Consider the following 26580-nt stretch of genomic DNA (forward strand, 5'->3'; position numbering starts at 1 on the left):
CGGCCATTCCTTCCCTTCACAGATGCGCGAAGGGAAGGCGGTTTTCGCTTCGTCAGTTGCCAGCGCTTTCCATCCGGCGCGTCGTCAGGACCTTTTCCAGCCAGCCGATCTCCATTTCCGGAACCGACTTCAACAGTAGATCGGTATAGTCGTCGAAGGGTGGCGAGAGCACTTTCGACTTCGGCCCGAAACGCACCAGCTTGCCACGATGCATGACGGCAACCGAGTCTGCAATGGCGCGGACAATGGCGATGTCGTGGGTGATAAAGACATAGGAAACAGCGGTTTCCTCCTGAAGCCTCAGAAGAAGATTCAGGATGCCTTCGGCCACCAGCGGATCGAGCGCCGAGGTCGGTTCGTCGCAAAGGATCAGTTCCGGCTTTGCGGCCAGCGCCCTTGCGATCGCCACACGCTGCTTCTGGCCACCCGACAGTTCCGCCGGATAGCGGTCGAGGAAACGGTCGCCCATCTCGATCTGGTCGAGCAGCTGCTTGACCCGCTCCGTCTTCTTCGCCCCGTGCAGGCCATAGTAGAAGGAGATCGGCCGGCCGACGATATCGCGCACCGTCTGGCGCGGGTTCATCGCCGTATCGGCCATCTGGTAGATCATCTGCACGCGGCGCAGCTCTTCCTTGCTTCGCCCGCTGAGCGCCTTCGGCAGCACCTTGCCATCAAAGGTGATCGTGCCTTCCGAGGGCGGCAGGAGCCCGGTGATGACACGGGCGAGCGTCGATTTTCCGGAACCGCTTTCGCCGACGATCGCCAGCGTCTGGCCCTTGGGCAGATGCATGGACACATCGTGCAGCACCTTGAAGCCATTGGCGTAACCGGCGCTGATATGGTCGATCTTCAGCAGCGTGTTGCTCTGGTCTTTGGCTTCCTCGCGCCGCGCCTGGCGGACGCTGACCAGCGCTCGCGTATAGTCCTCGTTCGGCGCTTCGATGATCTGCTTGGTCGTGCCGTATTCGACGGTCTTGCCATGGCGCAGCACCATGATGTCGTCGGAAATCTGGGCGACGACGGCAAGGTCGTGGGTGATGTAGAGCGCAGCCGTATGCGTCTCCTCGATGGCATGCTTGATCGCCGCCAGCACGTCGATCTGGGTAGTGACGTCGAGCGCTGTTGTCGGTTCATCGAAGACGATCAGTTCCGGATTGGGGCAGAGCGCCATGGCGGTCATGGCGCGTTGCAGCTGGCCGCCGGAAACCTGGTGGGGATAGCGGTTGCCAAACGTTTCCGGGTTGGGCAGGCCGAGCACCTGGAACAGATACAAGGCCCGTTTTTCGGCTTCCGGCCGGGTCATGATCTTGTGGCGCAGTGCCGCCTCGATCACCTGTTCGCCAAGCTTGTGGGCCGGATTGAAGGCTGCGGCTGCCGATTGGGCGACATAGCAGACCTTGAAGCCGCGAATGGTGCGCACGCCGTCCCGGCCGAGCGTCAGGATGTCCTTGCCGTTGAGCAGGACCTGCCCGCCCGTGATTGCAGCACCGCCGCGGCCATAGGCGAGGGCGGAGAGGCCAATGGTCGATTTGCCCGCACCGCTTTCGCCGATCAGACCGAGCACCTTGCCCTTCTGGACATCGAAGGAGACGTTTTCCACCAGGGTTACCGTTTTCGGCGGCTCGCCCGGTGGATAGCTTGTCGCTTCGATCTTCAGGTCCTTTACAGACAGCAGACCGTTCTTAGGCAAAGATTCACGCATCGCCGCGCCCTCCCTTGAGGCTCGAGGTTCGCTTCATCAGCCAGTCGACGACGAGGTTGACGCAGATGGCAAGGCCGGCAATCGCACCGCCCGGCACCAGGGCCGCCGAGATGCCGAAGATGATGCCGTCCTTGTTGTCCTTGACCATGCCGCCCCAGTCGGCGGCCGGCGGCTGGATGCCGAGGCCGAGGAAGGAGAGAGTGGACAGGAACAGGATCGAGAAGGCAAAGCGCAGTCCGAACTCGGCCAGAAGCGGTGACAGGGTATTGGGCAGGATTTCCCGAAAAATGATCCAGCGTGTGCCTTCGCCGCGCAGACGTGCTGCCTCGACAAACTCCATGACCGCCACATCGAGAGCAACAGCGCGGCCGATGCGGAAGACGCGGGTACTGTCGAGGATGGCCATGACCAGAATGAGGATCCACAGCTGCTGCGGCAGGACGGCAAGCACGACGAGGGCGAAGATCAGCGTCGGGATCGCCATCATCAGATCGTTGAAACGCGAGAACAGCTGATCGACAAGGCCGCCGGTGACGGCTGCGGTGAACGACAGAAGCATGCCGAGCGAAAACGAGATGACCGTGGCGGCCAGGGCGACGAAGATCGTGGTTCGCGCGCCAAAAATCAGGCGGGACAGAAGGTCCCGGCCGAGATTGTCGGTGCCGAGCAGGAAGTCGCCGCCCATGGGCAGCCAGATATCGCCGACGACATCGCGTTCGCCGAAAGGCGCGATCCAGGGCGCGAAGATGGCACAGAACAGGGCCAGCGCAATGCCGATAATGCCAACCCAGGCGCTGAGGGGAATGGAACTCAATCTCATCGTGGATGCCTCAATCTCGGATTGGCGAGGATGGCGAGAATATCCGCAGCCATGTTGAGGAAAATGTAGAAGGCGGCAAAGATCAGGCCGCAGGCCTGCACCACCGGCATGTCGCGCACCGTCACCGCATCGACCATATACTGGCCCATGCCCGGATAGACGAACACCACTTCCACGACGACGACGCCGACCACGAGATAGGCGAGGTTGAGCGCAATGACATTGATGACCGGGGCGACGGCGTTGGGAGCGGCGTGCCGGGCAATGATACGGAAAGCGCTGAGGCCCTTGAGTTCCGCCGTCTCGACATAGGCCGAGGACATGACGTTGAGGATGGCGGCGCGGGTCATGCGCATCATGTGGGCGAGAACGACCAGCACCAGCGTTGCCACCGGCAGGGCGATGGCGGAGAGCCGCTCGCCGAAGGTCATGCCGTCATAAACGGTGGCAGGGAAGGTCGCGACCCCCATCTGAACGGCAAAGAACAGGATGAGGAGATAGCCAACGAAGAACTCGGGCAGCGAGATGGCCGCCAGAGAGACGACGTTCATGATCTTGTCCGGCAATCGGTTTCGATACTGCACGGCAAGCATGCCGAGCCCGACCGCCAGCGGAACGGAGATGATCGCGGCGAAGAAGGCGAGGAACAGGGAGTTTCCGAGACGCTTGCCGATCTGCTCGCTGACGGAATTCTTGCTGGCCCAGGATTTTCCGAAGTCACCCTTCAGCGCGCTGCCAAGCCAACTGACATACCGTTCCGTCACAGGACGATCGAGACCGAGATCCTTGCGGATGTTTTCTACGGCTTGCGGTGTTGCCGACTGACCGAGATAGGTCGTGGCAAAGTCACCGGGTAGAGCTTCCACTCCGCCGAAGATCATCAGCGATACGGCAAAAAGGAGACCAACGCTTAAACCCAGCCGCTGGATGATGAGCGCCGCCAAAGGGCGGCGAAGGGTGAAACGGCGCCAGAACGTGCCGGTGACGACGCCGGGTGGTGGCGTCACCATCGTTCCGGAAACGGGGGTGGACTGCGAGAGGCTTTCGCCTCCCGCAGCAGTGCCCGTTGTATGCGCCGGACCCGTGACCGGTCCGCCCGCCATCAGGCGTCGAGCCAGACGCGGGTTGCGACGAACCCGTTCGACATGTCGTTGCCAACGTCCTTGACGTAGCCCTTCACCTGCTTGGTGCTGGCGTTCACGAAGTCGTTGAACATCGGCAGGATGACGCCGCCTTCGTCGCGGACCATCGTTGCCATCGCGGTGTAGAGTTCCTTGCGCTTGGCGTCGTCCAGCTCGGAGCGGGCTTCGAGCAGCACCTTGTCGAAATCAGGCCGCTTGAACCGGGTGTCGTTCCAGTCTGCCGTCGACAGATAGGCGGTGGAATACATCAGGTCCTGCGTCGGACGGCCACCCCAGTAGGAGGTCGAGAACGGCTGTACGTTCCAGACATTGGTCCAGTAGCCATCGCCCGGCTCGCGCTTGACCTCGATATTGATGCCGGCCTTCTTGGCGCTTTCCTGATAGAGCACGGCCGCATCGACCGCACCGGGGAAGGCGACGTCCGACGTGCGCAAGAGAACCGAGCCGTCATGGCCGGATTTCTTGTAGTGGAAGGCAGCCTTATCCGGATCGTAGGTGCGCTGCTCGATGCTGTCCGGGAAGAGGGCATAGGTCGAGTTGATCGGGAAGTCGTTACCGACCTTGCCGTAGCCGCCGAGAATCTTGTCAACCATCGTTTCGCGGTCCATCGCGTATTTCAGGGCCAGACGAAGGTCGTTATTGTCGAACGGTGCGGTGTTGCAATGCATGATGAAGACGTAGTGGCCGCGGCCCGAGGTCGACAAAATTTCGACATTCGGTGCGCGCTTCAGCAAACCGACCGTTTTTGGATCGACGCGGTTGATGAAATGCACCTGACCGGACGACAGGGCTGCCATGCGGGCGGTCGCGTCGTTCATGACGATGATCTCGACGGAATCGACGAACCCGCGATCGGTACGCCAATATTCCGGGAATTTTTCGAAGGTCGCCCGGACGCCCGGTTCCCAGCTGGTCATCTTGTAGGGACCGGTGCCGATGGCGGCTTCCGGATCGTCGAGGCCTCCGTTCGGCTGGATGACCAGATGATAGGCGCTGAGCAGCAGCGGCATGTCAGCGTTGCCCTCGTTGAGCGTCACCACCAGATTGCCGCCGTCGGCCTTGATTTCCTTGATCGACTTCATGACGCCAAGAGCGCCGGATTCTGATTTTTCGTCGGAATGCCGCTTCAGCGTCGCGACGACGTCATCGACCGTCAGATCCTTGCCGTTGTGGAATTTGACGCCGCTGCGGATCTTGAAGGTCCAGGTGACGGCATCCTTCGACGGTTCCCAGGATTCGGCAAGCGATGGTACAGGCGCGCCGGTGAAGGGGTCGGATTCGACGAGAAGGTCGCCCCAGTTGTGGCTGGTCACAAAGGTGACCTGCGACAGGTTCTTGCCTGGATCTTTGCTGTCGGTGGCCGAGCCGCCTTCCAGGCCAAGCTTCAGATGGCCACCCTTCTTGGGCTCCTGTGCCTCAGCGCTAGAGGCAAACAAAGTGCTGGCGCTGGAGAGCGCAACACCCGCAGCCACGGTGCGGCCTATGAATTCGCGGCGGTTCATCTTGCCCATCATGACCTGATTGGCGAGGTAGTTCTTGTAATCACTCATTCCCCTGTTCCCTTTGTTGAATGGCTTTTCGCCGTTTTTGATTATTATTTTTCGATCGATGTCGATCAGGTGGTTGCTAGAATGCATGCCCAAAGGCAGCGATGCCAGTCACTTTTGCGGATTGCTCTGCCGCGATCAAAAACCTTTCCAAGGTGGGCGCGTTCTGTTGCCAAAATACCCGTTAAAATTAATGGTATCGTGTCAGTAGATCTCTGTATTCATATAAAAATTCTGCAGTTATCATAAATAAGGCTTATGGCAATCCGGCGTAGGTAACCGGCTGTCTTTCCCATCAGCAAACGCTTCCCGGCTGTTATTTTCCCTTCCAGGCGGGATCGCGTTTTTCCGAAAATGCCCGTGCGCCTTCCAGCTGGTCTTCGCTCGAATAGAGGATATCGACCGTCTTGAACTGGCGCTTGGTGATCTTGTTCATCGTCGTCTGGAAATCCTCGCCTTCGGCAGCGCGGACCACTTCCTTGATGGCGGCGTAGACCAGCGGCGGGCCGCTTTCGAGCAGGCGGGCGAGCTCCCAGGCGCGCTCCATAAGCTTATCTGCTGCTATGATCTCGTTGACGAAGCCCCAGCGGTGAGCTTCTGCCGCATCCAGCCAGCGGCCGGTGAACAGCATGTCCATGGCGATATGATAGGGGATGCGCTTGGGCAGCTTGATCGAAGCGGCATCGGCGACGGTACCGGAGCGGATTTCCGGTAGCGCGAAGGTCGCGTGTTCGGCGGCAAGGATCATGTCGGTCGATAGGGCAATTTCCAGACCACCGCCACAGCAGATGCCGTTGATCGCAGCGATGACCGGTTTGTTGAGGTCGCGCAGTTCCTGCATGCCACCGAAGCCGCCAATGCCATAGTCACCGTCAACAGCGTCGCCGCCGGCGGCCGCCTTCAGATCCCATCCCGGACAGAAGAATTTTTCACCGGCACCGGTGATAATGGCGACCCGCAGCGTTGCGTCATCGCGAAAACCGGCAAAGATTTCGCCCATGATGCGGCTGGTCACCAGATCGATCGCGTTGGCCTTCGGCCGATCGATGGTGACTTCGAGAATGCCGCCTTCGCGGCGCGTTCTGATAGGTCCGGTCATAGGCGTCATTTCCTTCGACGGATCAGGGCATCGGCTGCAACGGTCCCGGACCCTTGCGGTAACACCATGATAGGATTGATATCGAGTTCTTCGAGTATTGTAGCGTTTGCTGCGACATAGGATGCGACGGCAGCGACAGAGGCCGTGAGTGCTTGAATGTCGCCCTTTGGGCCGCCGCGATAGCCATCGAGCAGTTTCTTGATTTTCAGGCCGGAAATGGCCTCGATAATGGCTTCCGGTATGGTTGGAAGGGTCAAAATCGCCGAATCCTCCAGCAATTCCACCAGGATTCCGCCTGCACCGATGGTCAGCACCAGACCGGCAACAGGATCACGCAACGCCCCGACGATGATTTCAGCGACGGGTTTTGCGATCATTTTTTCGACGAGATAGGCGGATGCGACGCTTTTCATGGCGTCTGCCGCGTCCAGAACCGATTGGCGGTCGCCAAGATTGAGCTTGACGGCGCCAGCTTCAGTCTTATGGGCGACGCCGAGGCCCTTGAGCACCACGGGAAATCCGAGCATTTCAGCGGCATCTGCTGCCTCATCTGCAGTGGAGGCTGCTTTGCCCGTCGGGACCGCTAGACCGAATTTTGCCAGCTCGGCCTTTGCCTCGTTTTCGCTGATGGTGATGATCTCGCCGTCTTCCGCATGTGCGGACAGGAGCGGCGCTGGGGCCGGTTTTGCCCAGATGGCACCGATACCGGCCGAGATTTCGGCAGCGGCCAGCGCCTCGTCAATACCGGAAAAGGCGACGACACCAGACGCCATCAGCGACAGGGCCGTGTCTTCGGGCATATTTTCACCGAGGCTGGCGACGATGCCGGCAACGGCCCCGGTCGCCTTGGCGGAGGCGATGACAGCCTCGCAAGTGGTATTCCAATCGGCCGCGTCGCAGCGATCCTGGCGAGGGAAATCGAGAACGATGAGATTGAGCGCATAATCGCCTTTCATCATCGCGGTAAAGGCCGTCGTCTGCTTTTCCAGGTTGCCCCAGACGAAGGTGTGATAGTCGAGCGGATTGGCGATGGTGACCATTTCGCCGAGGCTTTCGCGCAACGGCTGGCGCTGCTCCTCTTTCAGCGCCCGGAACACGGTCTTCCGTTTCACACCGGCATCAGCCATCAGCGAAGCTTCGCCACCGGAACAGCTCATCGAGGAAACGTCATAGTTTTTCAGCGGCGGATGCAAGTGCAGTAGTTTCAGGGTTTCCAACAGTTCCGGCAGTGTATCGACCCGGCCGATGCCGAGGCGTTCGAGGACGGCACTGGAAACGGCGTCATTGCCCGCAAGAGATGCGGTATGCGAGACCGTCGCCAGTTGTGCGGCTTCGGACTTGCCGACCTTTAATGTGACCACAGGCTTTTTCAGTTCGCGCGCCCGCGTTGCCAGCCGCTGCAGGGCCTCGATGCTGTCGAAGCCCTCGATATGCAGGCCGACGGCGGTAACGCGCGGATCTTCGAGTGCCGCGATGGCGAGTTCCGACAGACCTGTCTGCGCCTGGTTTCCGGCGGTCATGATATAGGCGAGCGGCAGGCCGCGCATCTGCATGGAAATGTTGCAGGCGATGTTTGACGACTGCGTGAGAACGGCGACGCCGCGTTCGACGCGCTGCATGCCATGCTGGTCAGGCCAGAGCAGGGCACCGTCCAGCGCATTGATGAAGCCATAGCAATTGGGGCCGACGATCGGCATATCGCCGGCGGCCGCAACCAGCGCCTCCTGCAGGTCGTTGCCATCGGCAAGCTCGCTGACAGCCTCGCGGAAACCGGAAGCATAGCAGATGGCGCCGCCGGCGCCGCGGGCGGACAGATCGCGGATGATCTCGATGGTGAGCTGGCGGTTGACGCCGACAAAGGAAGCGTCGGGAGCTGCCGGCAGTTCGGCCACCGAGCGATAGCAGCGGCGGCCGAGGATTTCGTCCTGTTTCGGATGCACGGGCCAGATATCGCCGGTGAACCCCATCTTGTGGCATTGTTCGATGACCCGGCGTGCTTCCTTGCCGCCGAAGACGGCGATGGATTTGGGCCGGATCAGGCGATCGAGGGAGCGCGTCATGATCTTACTCCGAACACGCCGTTCCTCTTTTCCCCAGCGGGGAGAAGGTGGCCCGAGAGGGCCGGATGAGGGGAGCGCAAAGCGCAGAAATGGCGAGGTTGCGCCTTGGAGTTATAATTCGCACCGGCTCGGGGCGATGGCTTCGCCCCCCTCATCCGGCGCGTTGCGCCCCCTTCTCCCCGCTGGGGAGAAGGGGGAGACTGCCGCGCCGTCTGAAACAGAGACATGGAAAATATGATCATCCTCACGCTCCCAGCGGACGCAGGAGGTCGCGGCTGATGATGTGACGCTGGATTTCCGAGGTGCCGTCCCAGATTCGTTCGACACGGGCATCGCGCCAGAAGCGGGCAAGCGGCAGGTCGTCCATCAGGCCCATGCCGCCATAGATCTGGATCGCCTCGTCCGTAACGCGCGACAGCATCTCCGAGGCATAGAGCTTGGCCGAGGCGATTTCGCGGTTGGCCGGAAGCTTCTGGTCGAGCCGCCAGGCGGCCGCCAATGTCAAGTAATCGGCGGCGTCAATCTCGGTGATCATGTCAGCGAGCTTGAAAGAGACGCCCTGATTGGCGCCGATCGGCTTGCCGAACTGTTTGCGCTCGGCGGCATAGCGCAGGGCATAGTCGAACACCCGGCGGGCGCGGCCGACGCAAGTCGCGGCAACGGTGATGCGGGTGGCGTAGAGCCAGTCATTGGCGATGTCGAAACCCTTGTGGACTTCGCCCAGAATGGCGGACGAGGGCAGGCGGCAATCGTCAAACGAGAGGATGCAGTTCTTGTAGCCGCGATGCGAGACTGAATCGTAGCCGTTGCGGATTTCAAAGCCCGGTGTGCCGCGATCGACGAGAAAACAGGTGATCTTCTTTTTTGGGCCACGCGGGGTTTCCTCTTCGCCGGTAGCGATGAAGACGATGACGAAATCGGCGATATTGGCATGCGAAATGAAGTGCTTGGTGCCGTTGACGATCCAGTCGTCGCCATCGGGCTTGGCAAAACATTTCATGCCGCGCACGTCGGAACCGGCATCCGGCTCGGTCATGGCGAGCGCATCGAATTTCTCGCCCTTGACGGCGGGGATCAGGTATTTTTCGCGCTGCTCGTCATTGCAGGCCATGAGGATGCCGGACGGGCGGCCGAAGAACACGGTGAGACCCATCGAGCCACGGCCAAGCTCGCGCTCGACCAGCGTGAAGGTCTGGTGGTCGAGGCCGGCACCGCCAACCTCTTCCGGCATGTTGCAGGCAAAGAAGCCGAGATCCTTGCACTTTTGCGCAATCTCCTGGCCGAGCTCCTTCGGCACGATACCGGTGCGCTCGACCTCGTTCTCATGCGGATAGATTTCGGTCTCGACAAAGCCGCGAACGGTGTCGACGATCATCTGCTGTTCTTCGGTCAGTGCAAAATTCATGATGTGTTCCCTCGTATTCTTGTTTTGGGTATTGGCCTCTTCTCCCCAACGGGGAGAAGGTGGCCCGGAGGGCCGGATGAGGGGGCCACGTCCCGAGAGGTTGCGGCCCCACCCCCTCATCGCCTCGCTTTGCTCGGCACTTCTCCCCGCTGGGGAGAAGAGGGAGCCCTATCGTTTCTGCCCAACACTCCGTCCGAAACCATCCGGCGTCGGCAGCGACGCATGTGCCTCTGCTACCGCCTTCACCCTATCGAGCACGGAGGCTGGTGCAGGCACCGCCTTGCTTTCCTTGGAGGCGACGTGCAGCATCATCTGTTCGGCTGTCGCCACCGCCTCATTCGTTGCGGCGTTGTAGATGGTCGAGAATATGTGCAGGCGTTTCTCGTCATAGGAAAGGACCTGGCAAGTCGAGTAGAGGGCATCGCCAAGCTTGGCTTCACCGAGATTGCGGATATGGGTCTCGACTGTATAGTAGCTGTGGCCGTTCTTGACGTAATCCAGATCGACGCCGATCAGGCGCAGGAGGCCATCGGACGTATCGCCGAACACCTGTAGGTAGCGGTGCTCGGTCATGTGGCCGTTGTAATCGGCCCAGGCTGCATTGACCTTGGTATCGAGGATGCGGATCGGCTTGGCCTCGCCCAGATCTGTCTGCGGCTTTTCGGCGTTGGCCCAAAGGCTGTCTTCGAAATCGGCGAGCAGTTTGCCTGCCCCCCAGCCTTTGCCGCCGTCGCCGCTCTTCAGGGCGTGCATGATGCCGACAAGGTTTTCGTCGCGGATGCGCTCGAGATCGCGGATGCCGCGCGCGCCGGATTGCGCGTCAGACTGGCCGGCGATCTTGTCGACCAGTTCATCGTCGAGATCGACGACGTCCATCAGCTTGGTCCAGGGCCAGGAAAGGCAGGGGCCAAACTGGGCGAGGAAGTGGCGCATGCCGGCTTCGCCGCCGGCAATGCGGTAGGTCTCGAACATGCCCATCTGCGCCCAGCGCATGCCGAAGGAATAGCGGATCACGTCGTCGAGCGTTTCCGTGTCGCAGATATCGTCCTTGATCAACCACAGGCCTTCACGCCAGACGGCTTCGAGAAGACGGTCGCCGACGAAGGCCTCGATCTCCTTGTTGATGATCACGCCCTTCATGCCGATCGGCGCAAGCTTGGCCTTGGCATCCTGCAGTGTCGCCTTGGCGGTCTTTTCGCCGCCGACCAACTCGGCGAGCGGCAGGAGGTAGACCGGATTATAGGGATGGGCGACGAACATGCGCTCGGGATGCTTCATGTCGCGCTGCAGGTCGGTCGGCATGATGCCGGAGGTGGACGAGCCGATCAGCGCCGTCGGCGAGGCGGCAGCGTCGATCTGGGTGATGACGTTGCGCTTCAGATCGACCCGCTCGGGCACGCTTTCCTGAATCCAGTCAGCGCCTTCGACGGCTTCCTCAATGCTCTTGACGAAGGTGAGTTTTCCTTTCGGAGGCAGCGGCGCCATGGTCAGCATGGCATAGGCGCGCTCGGCATTGGCAAGCACTTCGCCGACAATGCGTTCGGCTTCCGGATGAGGGTCGAACATGTTGACGTCGATACCGGCCAGAATAAAGCGCGCCGCCCAGGCCCCGCCGATAACGCCGCCGCCGATGCAGGCCGCCTTGGTGATTTTGGTCATTGGTGTTCCACCTTGTTGTTTTAAGGCCCCGCCCCAAACCCCTCCCCACAAGGGGGAGGGGCTTAACTCGCCGCTCCAACATCAATCCACATCAACGTTTCGGCTTGCTCTGCGCTCAATTTCCTGGCGCGGACGGTGCCGCATATTTAGCCCTCCCCCTTGTGGGGAGGGTTGGGAGGGGTTTTGTTCTTACCGTTTCGTCAGCTTCAGCTTCTCACGCACTTCCGCCGGGCCGATGATCCTCGCGCCCATGCCTTCAATGACGCCGACGGCCTTTTCGACGAGCTGGGCATTGGTGGCGAGCTGGCCCTTGCCGACATAGAGATTGTCTTCCAGCCCGACGCGGACATTGCCGCCGGCGAGAACGGCTGCAGCTGGATAGGCGAGCGCGTTTCGGCCGATCGAAAAGGCCGAGAAGGTCCAGCTCGCGGGCACGTTGTTGACCATCGCCATGAAGGTGTTGAGGTCGTCGGGCGCGCCCCACGGAATGCCCATGCAGAGCTGGATGAGGACCGGGTCCTCGATCAGGCCTTCTTCGACGAGCTGCTTGGCAAACCAGAGATGGCCGGTATCGAAGGCTTCGATTTCCGGACGCACGCCGAGATCGGTCATCATCTTGGCCATAGCGCGCAGCATCGACGGCGTGTTGGTCATGACATAGTCGCCGAGCGAGAAGTTCATCGTGCCGCAATCGAGCGTGCAGATTTCCGGCAGGCATTCGGCAACGTGGGACACGCGTTCGGTGGCGCCGGCCATGTCGGTGCCGTTGGGGTTGAGCGGCAGCGGCTTTTCGACATTACCGAAAATCATGTCGCCGCCCATGCCGGCGGTCAGGTTCAAGACCACATCGACATCGGCGGAGCGGATGAGGTCGGTCACTTCCTTGTAATAGTCATTGCGGCGGCTCGGTGCGCCGGTCTCGGGATCGCGCACGTGACAATGCACGATGGCGGCACCGGCCTTGGCGGCATCTATGGCCGAGGCCGCAATCTGTTTTGGTGATCTTGGTACATGCGGCGACTTGCCGGCGGTATCGCCGGATCCGGTGACTGCACAGGTGATGAAAACGTCGCGGTTCATGCTCAATGGCATAAAAGGCCTCCCCTTGTTCTTGACGTGCATTACGAGCCAAGAAGAACGGCGCTGCTTTTCATTTGTGGATGTGTGTTATACATTTTCGGAATTAGAGGCCGGAGATGCACGAATGCTCGTTCCAAGCGATGGAACCCAGCACCTCGACTTGCTGGTGTTGCCGGAAACCAACCTGATCCTTGTTGCTTCGGTGATCGAGCCGCTTCGCGCGGCAAACCGTATTGCGGGAAAGGTGCTCTACGACTGGGCGATTTTCAGTCCCGACGGCCAGGCGATCGAGACCAAGAGTGGTATCCCGATCCCGGTTTCCGGGCCTTTCCGGCCACAGAATGAGACGGCGCCGCTGTTCGTGCTCTCAAGCTATAACTGGCGGGCCTATGCGACCACGCAACTGAAGATGCTTCTCTCTCGAACGGCAAGGCATCGCGAGGTCGTGGCCGGGATTGAGGCCGGCACTTGGTTTCTGGCCGAAACCAGCCTGCTCGACAATTTTTCGGCCACCAATCACTGGGAGGATTTTGAGGATTTTGCCGCCGCCTATCCGCAGATCATCATGGTGCGCGAGCGTTTCGTCATCGATGGAAAGCGGATCACCACGGGGGGGTCGTTGCCGACGCTCGACCTGATGCTGGAATTGATCCGCCGCCAGCACAGCTATTCGCTGGCGCTCGAAGTGTCGCGCCTGTTCATCTACGAACAGGAGCGCACGCGCGGCGATCTTTTGCAGATGCCCGCCATCGGCAATATGCGGATCGTCGACGCCCGAGTGGGGGCGGCAGTCAAGCTGATGGAGGAGACCGTCGATGCGCCCTTGACGCTTGTCCGTCTTGCGCGTCGTGCAGGGGTCAGCGCGCGCCATCTGCAGGACCTGTTTCAGGAGACGATGGGGGTGGCGCCGCATGCCCATTATCTGGCGCTCAGGCTGAATGCGGCGCGCCGCAATGTGATCGAGACCCGCGCCGATTTTGCCGATATTGCCGCTGCCACCGGCTTCAATTCCTCCTCGGCTTTTTCCCGCAGTTATCGCGCTCACTACCGCGAAAGCCCGAGCGAGACGCGCAGGCGGGTCAAGCTGAAGAGCTGAGATGGCAAGTTCATGCAGTGATTCAACGGGTGGCGGATTTGTGAGTCCTGTCAGGGGTTTGGCGTTCGTCGTGCGCAAAGTGATTCAATCGGGAGCATCGGCGGTGCCGGAAGTCTCATCCGTCAGCATCATGCCCAGCATGGCTTCCGCCACCTGCCGGGAAAGCGCGTTTTTCTGCCATGCCAGCGACAGGCTCTGCAAATAGCCGGGACCCAGCCTGCGCATCGCCGGCGGATTTCGGACGCGGGCGGCGGAGCTTTCCGGCAGCACCGAGAGATAGCCATGGTCCATCACCAGATTGAGGATGACGGGGATCGAATCGACCTCCGTCAATGTCAGCCGGTTGCGCTCCTGTTCGGTGAGCGTCGCCTCGATGAAATGCGCCGCCTGCTGGCGCAGCCCGCTCTTGAGGCTGGGCACTGCGATGGGATTGGCCTGCAGCAATGCGGCGATATCGTCGCCGTGTTTTGCAAACAGCGAGGGGTGGCCGGCAAGCGACAGCGGCGTGCGCGAGATCAGCCTGCCTTCGAACTCCGACGGGAAGGTTTCGAGATCAAGCAGCACCACGTCGAAGCGGCGGTTCTTCAAACCGGCAATCAGTTCGTCGGCGGTCGTACTGGACACGAACAGCGGCTGGCGTGGGCGGGCGCGATGCCACTTAGCGGTCAGTGCCGCCAGCATGCGGGCGATCTCGCTTTCCGGCCCGAGCGGCATCACCGAGCCGAAACGCCAGGTCGCAGCCGCCCGGCGAAACCGGTCGCCGGAGGCGCGCGACAGCCTGCGCCAGATCTCGAGCAGGTTTTCGACGATCGGGATCGCCGCCAAGCCTTCGGCCGTGCAGGTGATACCGGATGGCGAACGGATCAGCAGCGTATGGCCAAGGTCCCGTTCCAAGTCGTTCATCTGCCGTGTCAACTGCGGCTGACCGGTTGCCGACACTTTTGAGGCGCCGCGAATGCTGCCGCTGCGGGCGACGCTGACGAAGCGTTCCAGCGCGGTCAGGCTGATGGATGGTATTGGTCGAACGGATATCGAACATGGATTGTCAGCGTTGGCGAAGGTCTCCCTCTTCTCCCCGGCGGGGAGAAGTGCCGAGCGTCCGCGAGGCGATGAGGGGGGGCTTTCCGCGATTTCGGAGCCAGCCGTCCCCCTCATCCGGCCCTGCGGACCACCTTCTCCCCGCTGGGGAGAAGAGGGAGCCGACTGAAAATTATTCGATCGCGGTGGTTCTGGCCGAGGTTCTGGCTGAGAACCTGAATTCGGTGCAGGCCGTAACAGTGATTGGATTGCCTCTTTTGCCGCCGCAAGGTCGGCCATCCGGCTCTGCGCCTCCAGCGTCGGCACGAGATTGCCGCGTTCGCGCCGGACAAGCGGGACGGCGATGGCGGCTTCGAAGCGTGTCAAGGCGGCGCTGACGCTTGCGGCCGGCCTGCCGCTCGCCTTTGCCGCCCGGCGGATTCCGCGCTCGGCAAGGATCGCGTGAACAAGAGCGAGCGTGGCGATGTCCATGGGCGGTTTTGATCCTCACACGCGAAATGACAGGCTGGGGCCGACTGTACGGTTAGCGGCATCCCATGTTTCATTTTTGGGATATAACACAAACCGGGATATTGGGCATAGCATGGCGCCAACAAGGTGAGTCAAAGCATGCATGCATCGGTGAAAACCATCGTCCTCAACGGCAACCCGCTGGACTTCTCCGCACTGGAGAAAATCGGCTCCGGCCTGTTCGTGCCCGTCGTCGCCGAACAGTCGTTCGAACGGGTGGAGGCCGCACACAAAGTTATTGCCGATCGTATCGCCATGGGCCTGCCGGTCTATGGCGCCAATACTGGCGTCGGCTCGATGAAGGATCGGCTGTGGACGGTCGATGATCTCGCGGAATTCAACACGGCGCTGGTCAAGGCCCACCATTTCGGCACCGGTCCGCTGTTTTCCAAGGCCATCGTGCGCAAGGCCATCGCCATCCGCATCAATACGGCTCTCGGCGGCCATACCGGCTGCAGTGTCGATCTCGTCAAGGCGTTCCTGGCGCTGCTGGAGCGCGGTGTCGTGCCAGCGGTGCATCGCCACGGCTCGATCGGTTGCGCCGATATCGGCCTGATGGGGCAGGTCGCCTCGGTGCTGACCGGCACCGGCGAGGCCTTCTTCGAGGGCGAGTTGCTCGATGCGAGCGAAGCCCTGCGCCGCGCCGGGCTCCAACCCTTCGTCATGCTGCCGCGCGATGCCCTGGCTGCCCTCAGCGTCAACGCGACGGCGTTTGCTGCCGCCGCCGACGTGCTGCGCGAAGCCGCCTCGGCCGTGCGTGTGCTGATGACCACCGGCCTGATGTCGTCGCTGGCGCTCGGTGCCTCCGCCGATCCATGGCGAGTGGCGGCGACGCTGGGAACACGCGGCGAAGCGCTGGTTGGTTCATGGCTCTATGGCCAGTCCGATTGTGTCGACTGGCCGTTGGCAACGGCGATCCATGATCCCTTGAGCCTGCGCATGACCGCGCAAGTTTTTGGTGCCGCCGTCGATACGCTGCTGGTTGCTGCCGAACGGCTGGTCGATGCGACCTATCTGTCTGATGATAATCCGGTGGTGCTGGGCGGACAGGTGCACGCGTCCGGTGCTTCGTTGCCCCTGACGACGACGCTCTATATCGAGACGGCGCAGATCGCCTTTTCGCATGTGGCGCGCAATGTGCTCAACCGCTGCATCCTCCTGTCCAATGGGGTAAGGCGAAACCTGCCGATCAACTTGGTCGCACCCGGCGAAATAGCCAGTGGCCTCGGCCCGGTGATGAAGCTGGTGGTGGAACTTTACATGCGCGTCCAGTCGCTGGCGGTTCCCTTGTCTGCTCAATCGATCGTCGTTGCCGGTGGTCTGGAGGAAGAGGCGACTTTCCTGCCTTTGATCGTCGAGCGCATGGAAACGCAGGTTCGGGACCTCCGGCAGATGGCGGCGATCGAGGCCATGCTGTCTGCTCAGGCCATAGATCTGCTCGGTGATACGCCGCAGGGTGTTAGCCAGATTGCCTATGAACGGGTGCGGGCCGTCAGCCCGATCTATCTCAAGGATCGGCCGCTCTCCCGGGAGATCGAGCTTCTCCACCACGATTTTGCCTGCGGGCGTCTGCTGGAGGCGATCGTGGCGGCGGCGCCGATGCCCGAATTCGACGATTTCTTCGCGCTCGGACAGTAAGGGAGACACCGATGTCTGACTTCGATCTGGTTCTCAAAGGCACCGTGATTCTTGCCGATCTCATCGTCGAGGGCGGGTTTGTGGCGGTGCGTGATGGCAAGATTGCCTTTGTCGGGCAAGGTGCGATGCCGAGTGGCCGCGAACGCCATGATCTCGGCAGCGCGCTGATCCTGCCCGGCGCCATCGATGCGCAGGTGCATTCGCTCTCGCAGAAGGACCAGGAGGATTTTATCTGGTCGACGCGCTCGGCAGCGGCAGGCGGCGTCACCACTATCGTTGACATGCCCTATGATGAAGGCGATCTGGTCTGCTCGGCCGATGCCGTTCGGCGCAAGATCGATCATGCCGGCAAACAGGCACGCGTCGATTTCGCGCTCTACGGCACGATTGATCCGGAAGAAGGCCCGGCGCGGATCGGCGAAATGGTCGAGGCCGGCGTCGCCGCTTTCAAATTCTCCACTTTCGGTACGGATCCGAAACGGTTTCCGCGCATTCCCGCGGCCCTGCTGGAAGATTGTTTTGCAGTGATTGCGCCAACCGGCCTGACAGCCGGCGTGCACAACGAGGATGACGAAGCGGTGCGAGCCGCGATCGGCAAGGTCAAGGCGGCGGGTATTACCGATTACCGCGCCCATGGCCTGTCGCGCCCGCCGTTGACGGAATTGCTCGCCACCAACCAGATTTACGAAACAGGTGCCGCAACCGGCTGCCCGGCCCATGTCGTGCACTGCTCGGTTGGGCGCGGCTACGATATCGCCAGCGCCTATCGCGCACAGGGTTTTCGCGCCACGATCGAATGCTGCATCCACTATCTTGTTCTCGACGAGGAAAACGATGTGAAGCGGCTGGGCGGTAAGGCGAAGATCAATCCGCCGATCCGGCCGCGCGCCGAGGTCGAAAAACTCTGGCGGCATGTGGCCGACGGCAAGGTGACGCTGGTTTCGACCGATCACGTCAGCTGGTCGGAAAACCGTAAGACCAATCCGGATATGCTGGCCAACGCGTCGGGCGTACCGGGGCTGGAGGTGATGATCCCCTTGTTCGTCAAAGGTCTGCTCGAGCGCGGTATTCCGTTGACGCGCGCGGCCGAACTGATGGCGCTCAATCCGGCCCGGCATTTCCGACTGGATTACCGGAAGGGTGCGCTCGAAGCGGGCAAGGATGCCGATATCGTCGTGCTGACGCCCGAACCCTACAGCTATGACGCGGCGGCAAGCGGCAACAATGTCGTCGGCTGGTCACCCTATAATGGAATTCATCTGCCCTGGCGGGTGGCTGCGACCTATAACCGGGGCGTACAGGTTTTCGACGGAAAGACGGTGCTGGCGGCGCCCGGTACCGGCCAGTTCGTCCGGCCACTGTCAAGCCTGCCGCTGCGCGAGGCGGTCTGATGGCTGCAGTCGAAACCAATCTTCCCGTCAATGCCGGCCGTATTGCCGATATCATCAAGGGCCTTGCCCGCATCACCGAACCGGACAAACCCTACACGCGCCGTGCTTTCACGCCGCTGTTTCTCGACGGCCGCGCCTTTCTGGAACAGCGCTTCAAGGCAGCCGGGCTGGAAACCCGGATCGATGCGTCCGGAAACCTAATCGGCCGCCGCAAGGGGCGTAAATCGGCGCTCGGGACGATCATGCTCGGTTCGCATTCCGATACGGTGCCGGAAGGCGGCCGCTTTGACGGCATTGCCGGTGTGGCTGCGGCGCTCGAAGTCGTGCAGGCTTTGAACGATGCCGGCATCCGGCTTGATCATGATCTGGAGGTTGTCGATTTCCTCGCTGAGGAGGTGTCGATCTTCGGCGTCTCCTGCATCGGCAGCCGTGGTTTGGCGGGGCTGATCCCGGACGGGTGGCTGAGCAGGACGCAAGGGGAGCTGACTCTGCGTCAGGGCATGATCGATGCTGGCGGCGACCCGTCACGGCTGGCAAGGCAGAAGCGGTCGGATATCAAGGCGTTTCTGGAACTGCATATCGAGCAGGGGCCGGTGCTGGAAACAGAGCGCTGCGATATCGGCATCGTCACGGCGATCGCCGGTATCACCCGCATCGAAATCCTCTTCGACGGTCAGGCCGATCATGCCGGAACCACCCCGATGGGCCGCAGGCGCGATGCGCTGGTGGCGGCCGCGTGCATGGTCGGCGAGGTCGAACGTCTGGCCACGGGCTATGCGAAAGGCGAGGGGCATTTCACGGCGACCGTCGGCGAATTCTCGATCGAGCCGAATGCCGCCAATGTCGTGCCGTCGCGCGCCCGCATCCTGATCGATGCACGGGCGGAGCTGCGGCCGGACATGGAGCGGTTCATTGCCGAGATCGATCAACTCGCCGTTGATATCCAGCGGGAAACCGGCGTGTCGATCGCCTCGCCAAAGCTGATTTCGGACAACTTTCCAACGCCCGCCGATCCGCTGGTGATGGGCAACCTCGAACAGGCCTGTGACCGTGTCGGTGCCAAGCGCCGCCGCATGGCCTCCGGTGCCGGTCATGATACTGCCTGGATGGCACGGATTTCCAGGTCGGCGATGATCTTCATCGCCTGCCGCGAGGGACGCTCGCATACGCCGGACGAATGGGCTGAAAATGACGACATTGCGCTTGGCACGGCCGTTCTGTTTGAGGCCGTCCGCAAACTCGATATCGATTTACAGGGAGAGCAGTGATGGGCCGTATACTCACGGAAAAGGACGTCGAGGCGGCGGTCAAGGGCGGCTCGGTCTATGCGGCGGGCGGTGGTGGCTGGGCCGATCATGGCCGCATGCTGGGCTACGCTGCCGTGTCGATCGGCAAGCCGGAGCTGGTCTCCATTGATGAACTCGATGACAACGATTGGGTGGCAACGGCCGCTGCCATCGGTGCGCCAGCCTCGACCACGCCTTGGGAAATGCGTGGTGTTGACTACGTCAAGGCCGTGGAACTGCTGCAGGAAGCGCTCGGCGAAAAAGTTGCGGCGCTGATGGTCGGGCAGAACGGCAAGTCCTCGACGCTGAACGGCTGGCTGCCATCGGCGATCCTCGGCACCAAGGTTTTGGATGCCGTCGGCGACATGCGGGCGCATCCGACCGGCGACATGGGGTCGATCGGCATGGCAGGTTCGCCCGAGCAGATGATCCAGACCGCAGTCGGCGGCAATCGCGATGAGAACCGCTATATCGAACTCGTCGTGCGCGGCGCGACGGCAAAGGTCTCGCCGATCCTGCGCACCGCCTCCGACATGTCCGGCGGCTTCATCGCTTCCTGCCGCAATCCGCTGCGCGCTTCCTACGTCCGCAAGAATGCAGCACTCGGCGGCATTTCGCTGGCCCTGACTCTGGGAGAGGCGATCATCGCGGCGGAAGGCAAGGGCGGCAGCGCCATCATCGATACCATCGCCAAGACCACCAATGGCACGATCCTCGCGGAAGGCGTCATCACCGACAAATCGGTCGTCTACACCAAGGAAGCCTTCGATATCGGCACGGTGACGCTCGGCAAGGGCGATGACTCAACGGTACTCCACGTCATGAACGAATATATGGCCGTCGCGGATGCCGGCGGCACGCGGCGCGCGACCTTCCCCGACGTCATCACCACGCTGTCCCCGGACGGTGAGCCGCTGAGCGTCGGGCAGCTGCAGGTCGGCATGAGGATATTCGTGCTGCATGTGCCGAAGACCGTCATTCCGCTGGCGTCGAGCGTTCTTGATCCAAGCGTCTATCCTTCGGTGGAGAAGGCGATGGGGATTGAGCTGGCGAGATATGCGCTTTCACCCTCCCCTTGAGGGGGAGGGTCGGCGCGTAGCGCCGGGGTGGGGTGATTTTTTGCTCACCTTACGATCACCCCACCCGCGCGTTCCGCGCGACCTCCCCCTCAAGGGGAGGTGGGAGACTGCCGCAACGGCTCGTGCAACGAAGCGATCAAGGACAACACCATGCCCAAACCAAACCCTCGCCACCCCAACTTCCCCATCCCCGGCGGCCCGGAGCTGCGTGCCAAGGGGTGGCGGCAGGAGGCTTTGCTGCGGCTTCTGGAGAATGTGCTGTCGGTGGGCGAGGATCCGGACAATCTGATCGTCTATGCAGCGCTCGGCAAGGCGGCCCGCAACTGGGCGTCTCATCGGGCAATCGTCAAGACGCTTCTGGAGATGGATGAGGACCAGACGCTAGTCATCCAGTCGGGCAAGCCGGTGGGGCTGCTCAAGACCCATGCCAAGGCGCCGCTGGTGATCATGGCCAATTGCAACATTGTCGGCCAATGGGCAAAGGCCGAGGTGTTCTACGAGCTGGAGAAGCAGGGGCTGATCTGCTGGGGCGGGCTGACGGCGGGCGCCTGGCAATATATCGGCAGCCAGGGCGTCATCCAGGGCACCTATGAAATCTTCATGCGCATTGCCGAAAACCGCTTTGGTGGAGATCTGGCCGGGCGGTTCATTCTGACAGCGGGCTTGGGCGGCATGGGTGGTGCGCAGCCGCTGGCGGGCCGGATGGCGGGGGCGGCGATCCTCTGTATCGACATCGATCCCGTCCGGGCTGAAAAGCGCAAGGCGATCGGCTATCTCGAACATGTGGCACCGGACCTCGATACAGCGCTTGAGATGATCAATCAGGCGGTCAAGGAGAAGCGCGCCACCTCCATCGGCCTTGTCGGCAATGCAGCGGCGCTCTATCCGGAAATCGCCCGGCGCGGCATCGTACCGGATATCGTTACCGACCAGACTTCGGCCCATGATCTGGTTTACGGTTATGTGCCGAAGGGCATGAGCATCGATGAGGTGAAGCGGCTTCGCGTTGACGGGCAGGGGCAGCTGATGGCTGCCAGCCGTGCCTCGATCGTCGACCACGTCAAGGCGATGCTCGAATTCCAGGCCAAGGGCTCGGAAGTGTTCGACAATGGCAACCTGATCCGCACCCAGGCGCGCGAGGGTGGCGTCGTCAATGCCTTCGATATACGCATCTTTACCGAAGCCTATCTACGCCCGCTGTTCGCTCGCGCCATCGGCCCCTTCCGATGGATGGCGCTGTCGGGGGAGGAGAGCGATATCGCCCGCATCGACGACCTGCTTTTGGAGATGTTTCCGGACAACAAGATCGTCACCAACTGGATTCGTCTCGCCCGCGAAAACGTTCCCTTCGAGGGGCTGCCGGCCCGCATTGCCTGGCTCGGCCATGGCGAGCGGACGCAACTGGCGGTGGCGGTCAACGCGCTGGTCGCATCCGGCGAGCTCAAGGGGCCGATTGCCTTTTCCCGCGACCATCTTGATGCCGGTGCCATGGCGCATCCGAACATCATGACCGAACGCATGAAGGACGGCTCCGACGCTATTGCCGACTGGCCATTGCTCGATGCGATGCTGCTCTGCTCGTCGATGGCCGACCTTGTCGTCGTCCATTCCGGCGGCGGTGGTTATGCCGGCTATATGACCAGCTGCGGTGTCACCGTGATTGCGGATGGCACGGAGGCTGGAACGGAGCGGCTCAGCCATGCGCTGACCAACGACACGTCGCTCGGCGTCATCCGCTATGCCGATGCGGGTTATGAGGAATCTCACGAGGAGATACAGAAGAAAGGGATCGGGTATATCGCGCTCGACTAACGGCGTCCGTCTTCATAGCTAAGTATATTCCATTTATCTAAAATAATAGTTTGTACTCTGCCCTCCACGTGTCATCCTGACTCCGGCCTGAAAAGCGGAGGGGACGGGCTGGCTTGAGGCTGCGAGGGAGGTTGCCGTGAAAGCGACATTGGGGGGATGTATCGCGCTTGTTCTGATTTTCACGAGTGTGCCGCCGACTTTGCCGGACGACGAGCTCTCTCCTGACAAAGTGATCTCTGAGGACGACGCCCGGATTATCAGCGCGCGGCTCTACTCAGCCATTCTGATCAAAGCCTGCAAAAGCGGATGGCGATACCCCTTGAGCCATGTGAAAATCGGCTTCAAGCGCCATTTCGACGAATTCAAGCTGCAGCTTGTCAATAATGGATACACCGTCGTTCCAAGCCGCGCGGTCAAGGACGGCCGCAAGCAACATCAGGCATTGACCGCCATTTCTAATGATCGCGTTGCGCACCGGTTTGGGTGTGCCCGGAAGTATTGGCTGGATGAACGGCGATAGCGAGAAGGGCAGGCTAACCTGCCTTTCCGAAGCGCTTGGTATCAGGCGTCGACGAGCGCCAGCTGCGCGCGTGCAGCCAGAATCTGCGAGCAGGCATTGGCCGCTTCGACGCCCTTGACGACGAAATGGTCGGTAAAGAATCGGATATGCTGTTCGGATTCCTGGAAGTGATGCGGGGTGAGGACGGTCGAGAGCACCGGCACACCGGTGTCGAGCTGGACGCGCATCATGCCGTCGAGCACGGTTCCGGCAACGAAATCGTGGCGGTAGATGCCGCCATCGACGACGAAGGCGGAGCCGATGATGGCCGAGAATCGGCCGGTTTTGGCCAGCGTCTGGGCGTGCAGCGGAATTTCAAGCGCGCCCGGGACGTCGAAGATCTCGACATCGGCTGTGTTGCCGCCGAGCTTTTGCCAGTGGGCAATAAAGGAATTGACGCATTGATCGACGATATCGGCGTGCCAGCGCGCGCGGATGATGGCGATTTTCTGGGTCGGATGGGAAGCGATTGTCATGTCAGTCTGGCCTTTCAAGGTTGCCATTTTTCAATGATCCCCTTGGGCGAACACGCAGGAGCAGCGGCACCTTTTGACAAGGTGTCACTTGGTCTGCTTGCTCTCTTTCATCCGGACTTTAACCGTCGGCTCCGGAATTCAACCGGATCTGCTGACCCTCATGCCTCTATGTTAACATAGGAACATGAAGCGCTCGCGGGCTCCGGGAATTGCTTCCCGTTACCGCCGGTGGGGAGTTTCACCCCGCCCTGAGAACGTGCAAGGCCAACTATAAGGATTGGCTGGCAGGCGTCAAATGCGGTGAGCGACGCGTACAATGAAAAAGGCGACAGATTTTTTCTCAAAATCCGTCGCCTGAAACATATTTTTTCGGGTATCGCAGCTATTCGCGGATGATCAGCAGGTCGCTTGCGGTGAACCGCAGCGTGGCGATCTCGCTGACAGCCGGGGGCATCAGGCCCGGCGCATTGAACATGTCGAAGGAGATGACGGCATCGCCGACCTTCATGCGGGTGCGGATGACCGAGCCGAGGAAGTTCGAGGAGACGACTGCGCCGGTCAGCGCAGTGTCGCCCTTGGCGCCTTCGGCAATCGATCCCGCTTCCGGGCGCAATGCCAGCGAAACCTTGTCGCCCGCCTTGGCACTCGAGCCAAGCGGTTCGCGCAAGGTGATCTGCTGATCGCCAATGATGATCCGGTTTGATGCGGGATCGACGACCTTGGCTTCAATCAAGTTCAGCGTTCCAACGAACGAGGCGACGAAGCGTGTGGCCGGTTTGTTGTAAATGTCGAACGGAGTGCCGATCTGGTCGGCGCGGCCGCCGTTCATGACGACGATACGGTCGGAGATCGAAAGGGCTTCTTCCTGGTCATGGGTGACGAAAACCGTAGTGATGCCGAGCTTCTGCTGGATCGCCCGAATCTCCTCGCGCAGCGATACGCGGATCTTGGCGTCGAGCGCCGACAGCGGTTCGTCCAGCAAAAGGACCTGCGGCTTGGGTGCCAAGGCGCGGGCAAGCGCCACACGCTGCTGCTGACCACCGGACATCTGGTAGGGATAGCGATCGGCGAGATGGTCGAGATGGATGAGCCCCAGCATTTCCTTGACGCGGGTATCAACAGCCGATTTTTCCATGCCGGCGATTTTTAGGCCGAAGGCGACATTGTCGTGCACGGTCATGTTCGGAAACAGGGCATAGGCCTGGAAGACCATGCCGATATTGCGCTGGTTCGGCTTCAGCTCATTCTGGTTGCGGCCGTTGATGACGACAGTTCCGGCCGACGGCGTCTCGAAGCCGGCGATCATTCTGAGAATTGTCGTCTTGCCACAGCCTGACGGTCCGAGAAAGGAGACGAATTCTCCCTTTTCGATGGTCATATCGAAATCCTTGACGACCTGAACGGGGCCAAAGCTCTTTTGAATGCCTGAGAGTTCGAGAAAGGACATGGACGATCAATACCTCAGGGCTTAGCGGGAGCCGATTTGCTGAAACGGGAGACGAGCTGCAGAAGAACCATGCATCCCCAGGTGATGGCGAACGCGATGACCGCGAGCGCCGGCGGCTCATAGGCGCGGTTGGCGCCGATCAGCTGCAGGTAGGGACCGAAAGCCGGCCGGTTGAGCAGCGACGGCATGGTGAATTCGCCGATGACGATGGCAAAGGTGATGAAGGCGCCGGATAGAACGCCGCTCATGACATTGGGAAAAATACATTTGAACATGATGGTCGGCCAGGACGCGCCAAGGCTTTGCGCCGCTTCGGTCAAGGTGCCGACGTCGATGGTACGCATCGCGGTATCGACCGAACGGTACATGTAGGGCAGCGACAGCGTCATGAACGAGAACATCAAAAGCGCATCGGTGCCGCGCGCCGACCCTGTGAACGGTATGTACGAGGATGAGTTGTAGATGCGGAGATAGCCGAAGACGATGACGATGGCCGGAATGACCAGCGGCATCAGCGTGATGAACTCGACCACCGGCCGCATCTGCGGCAGGCGCAGGCGAACCCAGTAGGCGGTCGGTACCACCAGAAGTACGCCGAAGATGATCGTCAGGATCGCCATGACGATCGAGTAGCTGAAGGATTCGCGGAACTGGACGTCCGAAAAGACGGAGCGGTAGGCATCGAAGGAATATTCGCCACGGCGCATACGCAGCGAGAATTCGAACGTGGCGATCAGCGGTACGATGAAATAGGACGCACCGAAGAAAATCGCGAGCCAGGCGCCGATTTTTTGTGTCTTCATTTCTGCCACCGTTCGGCACGCATGCGCAGCCAGATGTAGATGAGGTTTGAAATGCCGGTGATGACGATCATGCCGAGGGCGAGCGCGTAGCCGAGATTGGGATTGTGCAGAACGTCGCCACGGATCTGCGCATAGAGCTGGATCGGGACGATGTTGAAGGTGGAACCGGTCAGCGAATAGGCCGTCGCGATCGCGCCAAAAGCGTTGGCGAACAGGAGCAGCGTCGTGCCGAGGATGCTTGGGAACAGGATCGGCAGGGCGACCTTGGTCCAATACTGCGTGTTGGTCGCGCCAAGAATTTCGGCGGCTTCGCGCCATTCTTTCTTCAGACCGTCAAGCGCCGGGGTGATGATCAGCACCATCAGCGGGATCTGGAAATACATGTAGGTCAGCGTCAGGCCGATGAAGCTCAGCAGATTGAAGCCGGAGGCATAGAGATTGATGCCGAACCAGTCGCGCAGGATCATCGTCACGAGACCGGTGCGGCCAAGTGTTGCCAGAAAGGCGAAGGCAAGCGGAACGCCGGCAAAATTGGATGCGACGCCGGAAAAGGTCAGGAGCGACGAACGGATCCAGGAGGGCAAGCCGCCGAGCACCACGGCCCAGGCGAGCCAGAAGCCGATCAGGGCGCCGCCGATCGAGGAGGCGAGGCTGATCTTGATGGAGATCCAGTAGGAGGCGAGAATCTTGTCGGTAAAGAGCCCGCCAATGTTCTCGAAAGTGAATTCGCCCGCCGGATTGAGGAAGGCGCCGGTGACGAGATAGAGCGTCGGGGCGATCAGGAACATCACTGCAAACAGCAGGAACGGTGTGATCCCGAGCCAGTCGATGGCCGTCTTCTTCAAATCAATGGCCCTGTTGGCGCTCATCGCGAAACCGTTTTGTGAAAATTGAAAAATAGCCTTCCCGCGCGATCGCGGGAAGGCCTTGT

At 61.0% G+C, this 26580-nt stretch carries 21 protein-coding genes and 1 riboswitch; of the genes, 7 read left to right on the forward strand and 14 right to left on the reverse strand.

Annotation, left to right across the window (positions count from 1 at the left end):
• Positions 1-52: 52 nt before the first annotated feature.
• The 9 genes from ACP7E0_RS01985 to ACP7E0_RS02025 all read right to left on the reverse strand — a co-directional run bounded on the left by ACP7E0_RS01985 (position 53) and on the right by ACP7E0_RS02025 (position 12526).
• Positions 53-1702, reverse strand: a complete 1650-nt coding sequence (locus ACP7E0_RS01985; protein ID WP_426122615.1) for an ABC transporter ATP-binding protein — start codon at positions 1700-1702, stop codon at positions 53-55.
• Positions 1695-2522, reverse strand: a complete 828-nt coding sequence (locus ACP7E0_RS01990; protein WP_426122616.1) for an ABC transporter permease — start codon at positions 2520-2522, stop codon at positions 1695-1697. Before ACP7E0_RS01990 ends, ACP7E0_RS01985 begins: the two co-directional genes overlap by 8 nt.
• The gene (locus tag ACP7E0_RS01995; protein WP_426123024.1) at positions 2519-3532 is read right to left on the reverse strand and encodes an ABC transporter permease; all 1014 of its coding nucleotides are present in this window, start codon (positions 3530-3532) and stop codon (positions 2519-2521) included. The genes ACP7E0_RS01990 and ACP7E0_RS01995 overlap by 4 nt, the downstream gene beginning before the upstream one ends.
• 92 nt (positions 3533-3624) lie before the next feature.
• Positions 3625-5214 carry an ABC transporter substrate-binding protein gene (locus tag ACP7E0_RS02000; protein ID WP_426122618.1) on the reverse strand — a complete coding sequence of 530 codons (1590 nt, stop codon included), beginning with the start codon at positions 5212-5214 and terminating at the stop codon, positions 3625-3627.
• A 313-nt stretch (positions 5215-5527) separates the two neighbouring features.
• Positions 5528-6310 carry a carnitinyl-CoA dehydratase gene (locus ACP7E0_RS02005; protein WP_426122619.1) on the reverse strand — a complete coding sequence of 261 codons (783 nt, stop codon included), beginning with the start codon at positions 6308-6310 and terminating at the stop codon, positions 5528-5530.
• Between the two features lie 5 nt (positions 6311-6315).
• The gene (locus ACP7E0_RS02010; protein WP_426122620.1) at positions 6316-8370 is read right to left on the reverse strand and encodes an acetate--CoA ligase family protein; all 2055 of its coding nucleotides are present in this window, start codon (positions 8368-8370) and stop codon (positions 6316-6318) included.
• 244 nt (positions 8371-8614) lie between these two features.
• A complete protein-coding gene (locus ACP7E0_RS02015; RefSeq protein WP_426122622.1) occupies positions 8615-9775 on the reverse strand; it encodes an acyl-CoA dehydrogenase family protein in 1161 nt (386 codons plus the stop codon).
• Positions 9776-9943: 168 nt separating this feature from the next.
• Entirely contained in the window at positions 9944-11434 is a 1491-nt protein-coding gene (locus tag ACP7E0_RS02020; RefSeq protein WP_426122623.1) for a carnitine 3-dehydrogenase, read from the reverse strand.
• Between the two features lie 189 nt (positions 11435-11623).
• Complete coding sequence (locus tag ACP7E0_RS02025) at positions 11624-12526, reverse strand: 3-keto-5-aminohexanoate cleavage protein (protein WP_426122626.1); 903 nt, start codon at positions 12524-12526, stop codon at positions 11624-11626.
• Between the two features lie 112 nt (positions 12527-12638).
• Here ACP7E0_RS02025 and ACP7E0_RS02030 point away from each other — a divergent pair, with 112 nt between their 5' ends.
• Entirely contained in the window at positions 12639-13610 is a 972-nt protein-coding gene (locus ACP7E0_RS02030; RefSeq protein WP_426122627.1) for a GlxA family transcriptional regulator, read from the forward strand.
• A gap of 84 nt (positions 13611-13694) precedes the next feature.
• Here ACP7E0_RS02030 and ACP7E0_RS02035 read toward each other — a convergent pair whose 3' ends face one another.
• Positions 13695-15119, reverse strand: coding sequence for a LysR family transcriptional regulator (locus tag ACP7E0_RS02035; RefSeq protein ID WP_426122628.1), 1425 nt, complete (start codon positions 15117-15119; stop codon positions 13695-13697).
• 138 nt (positions 15120-15257) lie between these two features.
• Here ACP7E0_RS02035 and ACP7E0_RS02040 point away from each other — a divergent pair, with 138 nt between their 5' ends.
• The 6 genes from ACP7E0_RS02040 (at position 15258) to ACP7E0_RS02065 (ending at position 22884) form a co-directional block, all read left to right on the forward strand.
• Positions 15258-16796, forward strand: a complete 1539-nt coding sequence (locus tag ACP7E0_RS02040) for an aromatic amino acid lyase (protein WP_426122629.1) — start codon at positions 15258-15260, stop codon at positions 16794-16796.
• 11 nt (positions 16797-16807) lie between these two features.
• Positions 16808-18187, forward strand: a complete 1380-nt coding sequence (locus tag ACP7E0_RS02045; protein WP_426122630.1) for a dihydroorotase — start codon at positions 16808-16810, stop codon at positions 18185-18187.
• The gene (locus tag ACP7E0_RS02050; RefSeq protein WP_426122631.1) at positions 18187-19455 is read left to right on the forward strand and encodes a Zn-dependent hydrolase; all 1269 of its coding nucleotides are present in this window, start codon (positions 18187-18189) and stop codon (positions 19453-19455) included. Before ACP7E0_RS02045 ends, ACP7E0_RS02050 begins: the two co-directional genes overlap by 1 nt.
• Positions 19455-20552 (forward strand): DUF917 domain-containing protein, encoded by a 1098-nt coding sequence (locus tag ACP7E0_RS02055; RefSeq protein ID WP_426122633.1) that lies wholly within the window; start codon positions 19455-19457, stop codon positions 20550-20552. The genes ACP7E0_RS02050 and ACP7E0_RS02055 overlap by 1 nt, the downstream gene beginning before the upstream one ends.
• A gap of 150 nt (positions 20553-20702) precedes the next feature.
• Positions 20703-22364 carry a urocanate hydratase gene (locus ACP7E0_RS02060; protein ID WP_426122634.1) on the forward strand — a complete coding sequence of 554 codons (1662 nt, stop codon included), beginning with the start codon at positions 20703-20705 and terminating at the stop codon, positions 22362-22364.
• 136 nt (positions 22365-22500) lie between these two features.
• Positions 22501-22884: a hypothetical protein gene (locus tag ACP7E0_RS02065; RefSeq protein ID WP_426122635.1), complete on the forward strand. Its 384-nt coding sequence runs from the start codon at positions 22501-22503 to the stop codon at positions 22882-22884.
• 41 nt (positions 22885-22925) lie between these two features.
• On the opposite strand, the gene ACP7E0_RS02070 is transcribed toward ACP7E0_RS02065, so the two are convergent.
• From ACP7E0_RS02070 to ACP7E0_RS02085, 4 genes are all read right to left on the reverse strand, one after another.
• A complete protein-coding gene (locus tag ACP7E0_RS02070) occupies positions 22926-23399 on the reverse strand; it encodes a 6,7-dimethyl-8-ribityllumazine synthase (protein WP_426123026.1) in 474 nt (157 codons plus the stop codon).
• 95 nt (positions 23400-23494) lie between these two features.
• A riboswitch (FMN riboswitch) is annotated at positions 23495-23659 on the reverse strand.
• Positions 23660-23781: 122 nt separating this feature from the next.
• Positions 23782-24846, reverse strand: a complete 1065-nt coding sequence (locus ACP7E0_RS02075) for an ABC transporter ATP-binding protein (RefSeq protein WP_426122636.1) — start codon at positions 24844-24846, stop codon at positions 23782-23784.
• 14 nt (positions 24847-24860) lie between these two features.
• Positions 24861-25649, reverse strand: a complete 789-nt coding sequence (locus tag ACP7E0_RS02080; protein ID WP_426122637.1) for an ABC transporter permease — start codon at positions 25647-25649, stop codon at positions 24861-24863.
• Positions 25646-26518: an ABC transporter permease gene (locus ACP7E0_RS02085; protein WP_426122639.1), complete on the reverse strand. Its 873-nt coding sequence runs from the start codon at positions 26516-26518 to the stop codon at positions 25646-25648. Before ACP7E0_RS02085 ends, ACP7E0_RS02080 begins: the two co-directional genes overlap by 4 nt.
• Positions 26519-26580: the final 62 nt, after the last annotated feature.

The sequence above is a fragment of the Pararhizobium sp. PWRC1-1 genome (genome assembly GCF_049897905.1).
GTDB lineage: Bacteria > Pseudomonadota > Alphaproteobacteria > Rhizobiales > Rhizobiaceae > Pararhizobium.